The organism is uncultured Serinicoccus sp., from assembly GCF_947500995.1.
GTDB lineage: Bacteria > Actinomycetota > Actinomycetes > Actinomycetales > Dermatophilaceae > Ornithinicoccus.
The window spans coordinates 76,747-86,830 of sequence record NZ_CANMUA010000010.1 but is presented as its reverse complement, the minus strand read 5'-3'; the positions used below and the strand labels follow the sequence as shown (position 1 = coordinate 86,830).

The 10,084-nt window shown below is 75.2% G+C and carries 6 protein-coding genes; 3 read left to right on the top strand and 3 right to left on the bottom strand.

Translation table 11 applies throughout. The features are described 5' to 3' along the window. Positions 1–8: 8 nt before the first annotated feature. Genes Q0967_RS15470 through Q0967_RS15460 form a run of 3 tightly spaced genes read left to right on the top strand, consistent with a single transcriptional unit; the run spans position 9 to position 4,404 of the window. On the top strand, positions 9–383 hold the full coding sequence (locus tag Q0967_RS15470) for a hypothetical protein (protein ID WP_298752055.1): 375 nt from the start codon (positions 9–11) through the stop codon (positions 381–383). Continuing rightward, positions 380–3,286: a glycosyltransferase gene (locus Q0967_RS15465; protein WP_298752058.1), complete on the top strand. Its 2,907-nt coding sequence runs from the start codon at positions 380–382 to the stop codon at positions 3,284–3,286. The genes Q0967_RS15470 and Q0967_RS15465 overlap by 4 nt, the downstream gene beginning before the upstream one ends. After that, entirely contained in the window at positions 3,283–4,404 is a 1,122-nt protein-coding gene (locus Q0967_RS15460; RefSeq protein ID WP_298752060.1) for an ATP-grasp fold amidoligase family protein, read from the top strand. The genes Q0967_RS15465 and Q0967_RS15460 overlap by 4 nt, the downstream gene beginning before the upstream one ends. Positions 4,405–4,410: 6 nt before the next feature. On the opposite strand, the gene Q0967_RS15455 is transcribed toward Q0967_RS15460, so the two are convergent. The 3 genes from Q0967_RS15455 to Q0967_RS15445 are packed head-to-tail and all read right to left on the bottom strand — an operon-like array spanning position 4,411 to position 9,846. Continuing rightward, entirely contained in the window at positions 4,411–6,564 is a 2,154-nt protein-coding gene (locus Q0967_RS15455; protein WP_298752062.1) for an acyltransferase family protein, read from the bottom strand. Further along, complete coding sequence (locus Q0967_RS15450; RefSeq protein ID WP_298752063.1) at positions 6,561–8,633, bottom strand: acyltransferase family protein; 2,073 nt, start codon at positions 8,631–8,633, stop codon at positions 6,561–6,563. The genes Q0967_RS15455 and Q0967_RS15450 overlap by 4 nt, the downstream gene beginning before the upstream one ends. A 46-nt stretch (positions 8,634–8,679) precedes the next feature. Further along, positions 8,680–9,846, bottom strand: a complete 1,167-nt coding sequence (locus tag Q0967_RS15445; RefSeq protein WP_298752065.1) for a nucleotide sugar dehydrogenase — start codon at positions 9,844–9,846, stop codon at positions 8,680–8,682. Between the last annotated feature and the right edge of the window lie 238 nt (positions 9,847–10,084).

Genomic DNA, 10,084 nt, shown 5'->3' with positions numbered 1-10,084 from the left:
TCCGTCGCGTGCCCGTCCGCCTCGTCCCCGTCGTCGGCAGCGCCCTCGGGCTCGTCCTCGCCGTGGTGCTGGTCATCGGCGCGGCGATCGACAGCCCGGTGCTCGCGGCCCTGGCCGGAGGCCTGCTGGGCACCGCCGTCCTCGCGGTCCAGCTGGACTCCTGGCGCCGCGTCCGCAGCCTGCGCACCTACCTGCGCGACGAGATCCGGGCCAGCCGGGCGCCGGCTCAGCCCACGGCGGCGGCCGGGCCCTCGGAGGCGGACCTGCTCGGAGCCGTGCAGCTCCTGCAGGCGCAGTACACCGGGCGCCTGGACCGCATGCAGGCGGCGCTGGACGACGCCCTGGCCCGGACGGGCTCGCAGGCCGACCACGACCTGCGGTGAGCACGACCCCTCGCGCCACCACCACGGGGGTGGCGGCCGACCACGCCCGCATCGCCGGCCGACGCTCCAGGGCGCTGGTCGCCACGGCGCTGCGCACCCGGTCCGTCCACAGCCGGGAGGTGCTGGCCGAGGCGGCCTGGCCCGGCCACCTCCCCGCTGACCTGGCCGCGTGGGCGCACCGCGGCCCCCGGGCCGGGGTCCCCGACGACGCCGACCCGCTCGGCGTGGCCGACCACGCCCGTGTCCTCGCCGTCCAGACGGGTGACCCGCAGGACGTCGCGGTGGCGCGCGGGCTGCTCGAGCAGCTCCTGACCTCCCCCCACGCGGCGACGCTGCGTCGGGAGCACGTCGAGATGCTGGCCCAGCTGCGCGTCCTGGGGGGCGACCCCGGCGGCGCCGTGGACCTCGTCGCCGACCGCCGGGTCCGGCCCGGCGTGGCCGCGTCGGTGCGGGCCGACGCCCTGCACCCCCGGCTCCACCCCGCTGCCGTCGGGCAGGGCGAGGAGTGGGCGGCGGCCTTCTCCGCCGCGCTCGGCAGCGGCCGGCTCGTCCCCGTCCGGGCACCCGAGGACGGTGCCGCCCCGCACCTCGACACGCTGAGCACCCGGGCCGTCGAGCCGATGGGCGGGAGCGGTCTGGTGACCGTGCTCATGAGCAGCTACCGCCCCGGGCCGGCGCTGCTCACGGCCGTCCGCTCGGTCCTCGCGCAGAGCTGGTCCGACCTGGAGCTGCTCGTCGTGGACGACGCCTCCGGGGACGAGGAGACGGCCGGTCTGCTGGCCGAGGTGGAGCGGCTCGACGCCCGCGTCCGGGTGGTCCGCAAGGCGGTCAACGGCGGCACCTACCGCGCCCGCAACACGGCCCTGCGCCTGGCCCGCGGCGACTACGTCGTGGTGGTCGACTCCGACGACTGGTGGCACCCGCAGACGCTCGAGGTCTGCGTGGCGCCGCTGCTGGCCGACCCCGCTCTGCTCGCGACCCGGGCGCAGGGCGTGCGCGTCACCCCCGACCTCGTCCTCACCCGGCCCGGCTACCTGCCCCGCTTCGCCTCCGCCGCGACCGTGCTCTTCCGGCGCCTGCCCGTGATGAACCGCATCGGCTTCTTCGACCCCACCCGCAAGGGCGCCGACACCGAGTTCACCCGCCGCCTGGAGGCGGCGTTCGGGCCGGTGGTCCGCGACGTCGAGGAGACCACGACCATCCTGCGCGGCGGGTCCGCCACGCTGTCCTCGGAGGAGTTCGCCAACGGCTACCGTCACCCTGCACGCCAGCTCTACAAGGCGCTCTACACGCCCTGGCACGACGCCGTCCGCGGCGGCGAGGACACGGCATACCTCGACCCCGAGGCGTCGCGTCGCCTCCCGGAGCCGCTGCGCTGGGCCCGGCCCACCCACCCGCTGCTCGATGCCCGGCCGACGCGGCTCGACCTCGTCGTCGCCGGGGACTGGCGCAAGTTCGGCGGCCCCCAGCGCTCCATGTTGGAGGAGATCCGCGCGGCCCTCGAGGCCGGGCTGGAGGTCGGGGTCATGCACCTGGAGGCGCTGCGCTTCATGTCCGCCCAGGACCAGCCGCTGGCCGCCGCCTTCACCGACCTGGTGCGCTCGGGCGCGGTCACCTGGGTGCTCCCGGACGACGACGTCGACATCGACGTGCTCCTGGTGCGCTACCCGCCCATCCTGCAGTACCCCCCGGTGCTCGCCCGGGCCGCGCGCGTGCGCCAGCTGCTCGTCATGGCCAACCAGGGACCGCTGGAGCCCGACGGCAGCGACCAGCGGTACGTCGTCACCGACGTCACCCGGCGCGCCGGCGAGCTCTTCGGGGCGCCGGTCACCTGGGTGCCGCAGAGCCCGACCATCCGCCGGGTGCTGCGCGAGCAGGACCCGGAGGTGGTGCTCACCCCCTGGGACAACCCCGGGCTCATCGACGCCGACGCCTGGGCGGTGCGGCCCACCGACCGGCCGCCCGGTGCGTCGGGCACGGTGGTGGTCGGACGGCACTCCCGGGACGACCGGATCAAGTTCCCGCCGACGTGGGAGGAGCTGCGGCGGGGGTATGCCTTCGGTCCCGGCCACGAGGTGCGGGTCCTCGGCGGGGAGCAGACCGTGGCCGCGCTGCGTGCCGCCGCCGGCGCCCCGGGTGGGGAGCCGGCCGGGTGGACGGTCCTGCCGGCCACGACGGAGGACGTGCGGCCCTTCCTCGCCGGCCTGGACTTCTACGTCTACCTCGACAACCCGGACGCCCACGAGGCCTTCGGCCGGACCCTGCTCGAGGCGGCCGCCAGCGGCGTCCTCGTCATCGCCCACCCCAAGCACCGACCCACCTTCGGCGACCTCTTCGACTACGCGGGGCCGGGGGAGGCGCAGGCCCTGGTGGCGCGCTACACCGCCGACCCGGGCGCCTACCGCGAGCGCGTCGAGCGCACGGCCGCGCTCGTGCGCGAGCGCTACGGCCACGCGGGCTTCGTGGACCGTCTGCGGCCGCACCTGTCGGGGGACGACGAGGGGGCGGCGGAGGCGGACGCGCCGGCGACCTCGCCCGTCCGGGTCCCTCTGCGCAGCGCCGGCGACGGCACCCGCGCGGACGAGCTCGTGGTGGAGCACGCCGGGCTCACCGGGGCCGAGCTGCGGGGATGGCTGGTCCGCGAGGTGCCCGACCCGCCCGGGCCGGCATGGACCCCCGGGCCGCTGCTCGCCGGCGCGCCCTCCGGCGTGCGAGGCGTGCGCCTGCGGCAGGGCGGCCTGACCCTCACCGCCGACCGGGCCGGTGAGGTCGGCCCGGCCGGGGGCGACGCGACGGCCCTCGCGCACCGGCTGTGGGGCGCACCGCCGCCGGGCTGGGTGTGGTGGGCGGCCCCCAGGCATACCGAGGCCACGACGGCCCCCACCACCGAGGAGAGGTCATGAACCTGCGACGTGAGGTCATCCGGCGCATCCCGCCCCTGGAGAAGCGCGACGCCGAGCTGCGCCGCCGCAACCAGCGGATCCGCGCGCTGGAGGCGCGACGCACGGCGCTGGAGCAGGAGCTGGCGGCCGAGAGGGACTGGTCGGCGACCCTGGTCGACCCCGCCGAGCTCGCCCGGCGCTCCAGCTTCACCCAGCACCTCGTGACCCTGCGCCGGGTGACCGTCGCGCTGCGCGAGCTCGACCCCGGGCGACGCCACCCGTTGCGCCAGGTGCCGTTCAAGCTGCGCAACTACCGCCTCGCCGCCAGCCACGGCATCCCCACCCCCCGCATCCTCGGGGTGTGGGAGGACCCGGCGAGCATCGACCTGGACGCCCTTCCCGACGAGGTGGTCGTCAAGTCCGACGGGGGCGCCGGCAGCCATGGGGTGCTGCCGCTGCGGCGGGTCGCCGGGGGCGGCTACGAGACCCTCGACGGGGTGCTCTCGCTCAGCGCCGCCGAGGTGCGGGAGCACTTCATCTCCCGCACGGCGCAGCACCGGATCAGCGGGCCCTTCTTCGCCGAGGAGGTGCTCCGTCAGCCCGGGGGAGGCCCGATCCCCGACGACGTGAAGATCAACGTCAGCTACGGGGAGGTGCAGCACGTCATGCTCCGGCGCGTCTCCCGGCACGGTCACCTGCGGTCCATGGGCTACCGGTACGTCGACGCGGACGGGGCGGAGCTGGGCGCGGTCATGATCGGGCGCGAGGACGACTCCTCCGTCCCGGTGCCGACGGACCTGCCGGAGATGGTCGAGATGGCCCGGCACCTCTCCCTCGCGACCGGGCTGCCCTTCATCCGGGTGGATCTCTACGGCACCGAGCGGGGGGCCGTGCTCGGCGAGCTCACCCGGACCCCGGGTGGTCGCCAGCCGTTCCGCGCCGACCACGACGAACGGATGGGTCTCGGGTGGGAGGCGGCCGCCAGCCGCCTCGAGCTCGACCTCGTGGCCGGCCGGCCCCCGGGCATCCTGCACGGCGAGCAGCCCATGCCCGAGCTCTACCCCGAGGGGCACGTCTCCCGCTCGGCCGACCCCGGGGCGTGGGCGCCGCGCGTCGTACCCTGCGCGCAGTGCGGATGAGCCCGCTCAGCGCCCCGGCGCCGGGTCCTGCGGCAGCTCCCAGCTGATCTCCTCCGGCGGGGTCGTCGTCACCCCGAGCCGGGTGAGCTCGTGGTGGAGCACCGGGGTCAGCGAGCGCACGTAGGTCGCGGTCAGGTGGCTGCCCTGACGGTTGACGACGACGCCGCCGACGACGGGCGCGCACCCGTCGAGCCGCTCGGGCGCGGGGCAGACCCAGGGCAGCAGCTCCACCAGCGGGGCGTCGAGCCGGCCGGCCACCTCGGTCAGCAGACGGGTCCCCGAGGCGGGGGCGGCCGGGCTCCAGCACGGCGTGATGTCCTCGCGGTGCTGGTCCAGGCACTCGAAGCTGCTGACCCCCTCGGCGACCCCGCGCGGCTCGGGCAGCGGGGTGTCGGCGACGAGCACGACCCGGGCGCCCTGGTCGGTGGCGGGCCGCAGCAGGTCGACCATGGACCCGGCGAGCTCCGCGGGGTAGCCCTGGCCCACGGAGGTGAGGACGAGGTCGGGGGCGTGCTCGGGCTCCCCGAGGTGCCGCGCGAGCATCCGGTTGTAGTCGTGGCACTCCGGCGAGCGCCCCTCCGCGACGAAGCCGCACGCCGACTTGGTGTAGAAGCGCACCCGCCAGCCCTCCTGCACCCCGATGGCGTGCAGCGCCGAGCTCCACTGCTCCATCTTGGAGTCGCCGACGACGGCGACCTCGACGTCTCCGTCGGGGTCGCCGAAGGTGCAGTCCTGCTCGTCGGGCAGCTCGGTGCCGCTCGTGCTGACCTGGCAGCCCTCGCGGTAGGCGAGCGAGATGTCCTCGTCGGCGACGGCCGGGTCGGGGACGGGTCGGTCGACCTGGCCGGTCACGGCCCCCGGGTCGTCGACCAGCTCCAGCTGCGCGGCGTCGCGACTGGCCGGGTCGACCAGGGCCAGGGCCCCCACCGACCCCGGCACCGCCCCGGCGTCCGGCTCCTCCAGGGAGGGGGCGCTCGCCACGAGTGCGGCGGCCAGGGCGGCCGAGGTGGCCATCGCCGCGGCGCCGGCCAGGAGGGCCGGTCGGGGGGAGCGGGTGAGGGCGGGGGAGTACCGCAGCGGGTTCTCGACGAGGTGCAGCGTCAGCCAGGACAGCAGGACCGCGAGGAGCGCCACGCAGAGACGGACCGGCAGCCCGGCCTCCGGCACCCGCTCGGCGAGCAGCTGGAGCAGCGGCCAGTGCCAGAGGTAGAGGCCGTAGGACAGCCCGCCCACGAGGCGTAGCGGCGCGACCCCGAGCAGCCGTCCGACGGGGGAGCCGCCCGGGTGGAGGCCGGCCGCGATGACGGCCGCCGTCGCGAGGGTGGGCAGCGCGGCGGCGCTGCCCGGCCACGGGGTCGCCGTGTCGACCGTGACGAGGGTGAGGGCGATGCCGGCCACCCCGGCGGCGGCCAGGACCGTCCGGGCGGTCCGTGGCAACCGCTCCAGCCGTGAGGTGAGGAGCACGAGCAGCGCACCGACCCCCAGCTGCCAGACCCGGGTGGTGGTGGCGAAGTAGGCCTCGCCCGGCGAGGCCGCGGTCCGGACGACCGACCACCAGAAGCTGGCGAGGACGACGACGGTCAGCGTCAGGGTCAGCAGCGGAAGGAGCCGCAGCTGCTGACGCCGGACCAGCCACAGCACGGCGATGATGAGCAGCGGCCACACCACGTAGAACTGCTCCTCCACGGAGAGCGACCAGTAGTGCTGCACCAGGGAGGGGTTCTGGTCCTCGGCGAGGTAGTCGACCTCGCGCCACGCGAGGAGCCAGTTGACGACATACCCCGTCGCCGCGAGGACCTCGGTGCCGAGGTCGGCGTGCCGCCCCCGCGGCAGGAGCAGCCATCCCGCGAGCGTCGTGACCACGAGCACCAGGGACGCCGCCGGCAGCAGCCGGCGCGCCCGGCGGGCGTAGAAGCGCGGCAGCGAGATGCGTCCGTCCCGCCGGGCCTCGCGCACCAGCTGGCTGGTGATGAGGTAGCCGGAGATGACGAAGAAGACGTCGACGCCGGCGAAACCCCCGCCCGACCCGGGCAGCCCGACGTGGTAGGCGAGGACCATGAGGACCGCGATCGCGCGCAGGCCCTCGATGTCCCCGCGGAGGCGGGCGGTCCCCGGGGCCGGGGAGACGGCCCCGGTCGGGGGCGCGGTGGCGGCGGTCATCGTCTCCCTCCGGAGGGCTGGCGCGGCACGTCGTCCAGCGCGATGTCGCCCGGCGCCGCCTCGGTGAGACCCAGGGCGCTGAGCTCGCGGTAGAGGAAGGGGGTGAGGGAGCGGGCGTAGGTGTCGGTGAGGTGGCTGCCCTGCCGGTAGACCAGCTGCCCGCCCAGGGCGACCGGGCAGGTGGTCTCCTCCGGGCAGATCCACGGGTTGAGGTCGATGACCGGGGCGCCGGTGGCCTCGTGCACGGCCCGCAGGTGGGGCCGGCCGAAGGTCCCCCGCGGAGGGCGCTCGCAGGCCAGCAGGTCCTCCGGGTGCTCGGCCGCGCACTCGTAGGCCTGGTGGTCGGGGTGGGCGTTGTCGTCGACGACGACCACGTCGATCCCGGCGTCGGTGAGGGCCCTGGCCCCCTCGACCATGCCCGAGCGCTCCGCCGCCTCGAAACCGCCGGAGCCGAGGAGCACGAGGTGCGGCGGGTCGGCCAGCAGCTGCCGCACCACCTCCTGGCCGAAGGCGTCGCACTCCGGCTCGGTCGCGCCGGACACGGTGGGCGAGCAGGCGCTCTTGAGGTAGAGCTCGAGGCGCCAGGACTCGGCCTGCGCGATCGCCTCCAGGGCGGAGGCGTACTGCCCGAGCTTGGAGTCGCCCCAGAGGGCGACGCGCGTCGGCGCGTCGACGTCCCCGTAGACGCAGGTCGGGTCCGGCACCACGACCCCCTGCTGCACCTGGCAGCCGTCGGCGTAGTAGCCGGGCACGTCCTCCCGGGCCAGGGACGGGTCGGGCTGGACCGGGCCCGCCCGGTCGTAGGCCCGCCGGGGCAGCCCCACCGGCTCCCAGACCTCGGCCGTGGCGTCGGCCACGAGCGCGGCCGGGCCCGGTGCCGTGGTGGCGCCCAGGGTCGGTCGGGCGGCCCACGCCACGCCGGCGGCCCCGGTCACCAGGGCCATGGCGGTGCCGGCGGCGAGCAGCGAGCGCGCGGGGCGGACGCCGAGGTGGGCGCTGTAGCGGACCGGGTCCTCGACGAGCAGGCGCAGCAGCCAGGCCAGCAGCACGGTGAGCACGCCGACCAGGACGAGACCGGCCGGACCCAGCGGGCCGCGCTGCTCCTCCACGAGCACCAGCAGCGGCCAGTGGACGAGGTAGATGCCGTAGGACAACCCGCCGACCCACACCATCGGCGGCACCGAGAGCAGCCGCCCCACGAGCGTGGGGGTGGCGGAGGTGCCGGCGGCGAGGATCAGTGCGCTGCCGACGACCGGCAGCAGGGCGGCGGACCCCGGCCAGGGGGTGCCCGGACCCACGGCGAGCACGGTGAGCAGGACGAGGGCGAGCCCGGCGGCCGCCGCGACCTGCGCCGCCCGGGCCGGCAGCCGGCGCAGGGCGGGCACGGTGAACGCCAGGAGGGCGCCGGCGCCCAGCTCCCACAGGCGCGTCGGGGTGATGAGGTATGCCGTCTGCGGCGACTGCGCGGTCGCCACCACCGACCACCCCAGCGACAGGGCGGTGACCAGGCCGAGCACGACGGCCAGGGGGCGGCGCGGGGAGGTGCCGGTGCGCGCGGCGAGCGCGAGTCCGACGACGACCAGGAGCGGCCAGAGCAGGTAGAACTGCTCCTCGACCGCCAGCGACCAGTAGTGCTGCAGCGGGGACACGCCCGCCCCCTCGGCGAGGTAGTCGACCGACCGGGCGGCCAGGACCCAGTTGACGACGTAGAGCGTGGAGCCGAGCACGTCGGCGAGCAGGTCCGGACGGCTGCTCGTCGGCAGCACGACCCAGCCGGCGGCGAAGGTGGCCGCGACGACCACCAGGGCCGCCGGGAGCAGCCGCCGGGCCCGGCGGGCCCAGAAGTCACCCAGCGACACCCGGCCGGTCCGGTCGATCTCGCGCAGCAGGATGCCGGTGATGAGGAAGCCGGAGATGACGAAGAAGACGTCGACCCCGGCGAAGCCGCCGCCGAGTCCCGGGACGCGCAGGTGGTAGAGCAGCACGGCGAGGACGGCGACGGCACGCAGACCCTCGATGTCCCGCCGTCGGGCACGCCCCCGTGCGGTGGTGGGGTCCGGGCGCGGCATGGGGCTCATCGTGCCAAACGCCCGGAGGGTCGCCGGCGTCGAGCGGTCAGTCCCGCCCGTAGAGGTCGCGGGTGTAGAGCTTGTCGCCGAACTGCTCGCTGTGCTCGTCGAGACGGTTGGCGATGATGACGTCGGCCGTGTCCGTGAACGCGCCGAGGTCGCGCACGACGCGGCACCCCTGGAAGGTGTCGCGGTCGTAGGACGGTTCGTAGATGACGATCTCCACCCCGCGGGCCTGCAGGCGCGACATGACGCCCTGCACGCTGGAGGCGCGGAAGTTGTCGGAGCCGGCCTTCATGATGAGCCGGTAGATCCCGACCCGGTGCGGGTGCCGGTCCAGGATGTCGGCGGCGATGAAGTCCATCCGGGTCGTGTTGGCGTCGACCACGGCGGTGATGAGGGTCTGCGGGACGGTCCCGTAGTTCGCCAGCAGCTGGCGGGTGTCCTTGGGCAGGCAGTAGCCGCCGTAGCCGAAGCTGGGGTTGTTGTAGTGCGCGCCGATGCGCGGGTCCAGACCGACGCCCTCGATGATCTGCCGGGTGTCGAGGCCGCGGGTCACGGCATACGTGTCGAGCTCGTTGAAGTACGCCACCCGCATCGCGAGGTAGGTGTTGGCGAACAGCTTGATGGCCTCGGCCTCGGTGGAGTGGGTGAGCAGCACCGGGACGTCGGTGTCCAGCGCGCCCTCCAGCAGAAGGTCTGCGAACTCCTGCCCGCGCTCGCCGGTGTCGCCGACGATGACCCGGGAGGGGTGCAGGTTGTCGTGCAGGGCGCGGCCCTCGCGGAGGAACTCCGGGCTGAAGATGATGGTCGCGCCGGGGTGCTCCGCGCGCAGCTGCTCGGTGTAGCCGACGGGGATGGTGGACTTGATGACGATGGCGGCGTCAGGGTTGGTGGCGCGGACGTCGGCCACGACCGACTCCACGCTGCGGGTGTCGAAGAAGTTGGTCTCGGTGTCGTAGTCCGTCGGCGTCGCCACCACCACCCAGTCGGCGTCGGCGTAGGCCTCCTGCGCGTCGGTGGTGGCGTGCAGGGCCAGCTCCCGGGTCGCGAGGTAGGCGCTGATCTCCGGGTCGTGGATCGGGCTGCGCCGCTCGTTGATGAGCGCGACCTTGGCCGGGTCGATGTCCAGCGCGGACACCTGGTGGTGCTGGGCCAGGACGACGGCGAGGGAGAGCCCCACGTATCCGGTGCCGGCGATGGCGATCTTCATGCCTCTCCTTCGGGTCGGTGGCGCCCAGTATGTCCCGGCGCGGGTGAGAACATCATGAGGCGGTGGGGCGGGGATTAGGCGTGGGTCCGCCCCGGTCGGTATCGTGGTCGGGTTCACCGCCGTCCACGACTCCGGGACCCCGGGGCCTGTGGACAGTTCCTGCGGCCGTGCCGCGACGATGGCATGCTGGCAGCGAAGCGGTGAGACGTGTGAAGCCCTCCTGTCACGGAGAGACCGT

Excerpts from the sequence above, each read along its gene's own strand:
- Q0967_RS15460 (WP_298752060.1), top strand. The coding sequence starts at position 3,283 with ATGAACCTGCGACGTGAGGTCATCCGGCGCATCCCGCCCCTGGAGAAG.
- Q0967_RS15455 (WP_298752062.1), bottom strand. The coding sequence starts at position 6,564 with ATGACCGCCGCCACCGCGCCCCCGACCGGGGCCGTCTCCCCGGCCCCG.
- Q0967_RS15450 (WP_298752063.1), bottom strand. The coding sequence starts at position 8,633 with ATGCCGCGCCCGGACCCCACCACCGCACGGGGGCGTGCCCGACGGCGG.
- Q0967_RS15445 (WP_298752065.1), bottom strand. The coding sequence starts at position 9,846 with ATGAAGATCGCCATCGCCGGCACCGGATACGTGGGGCTCTCCCTCGCC.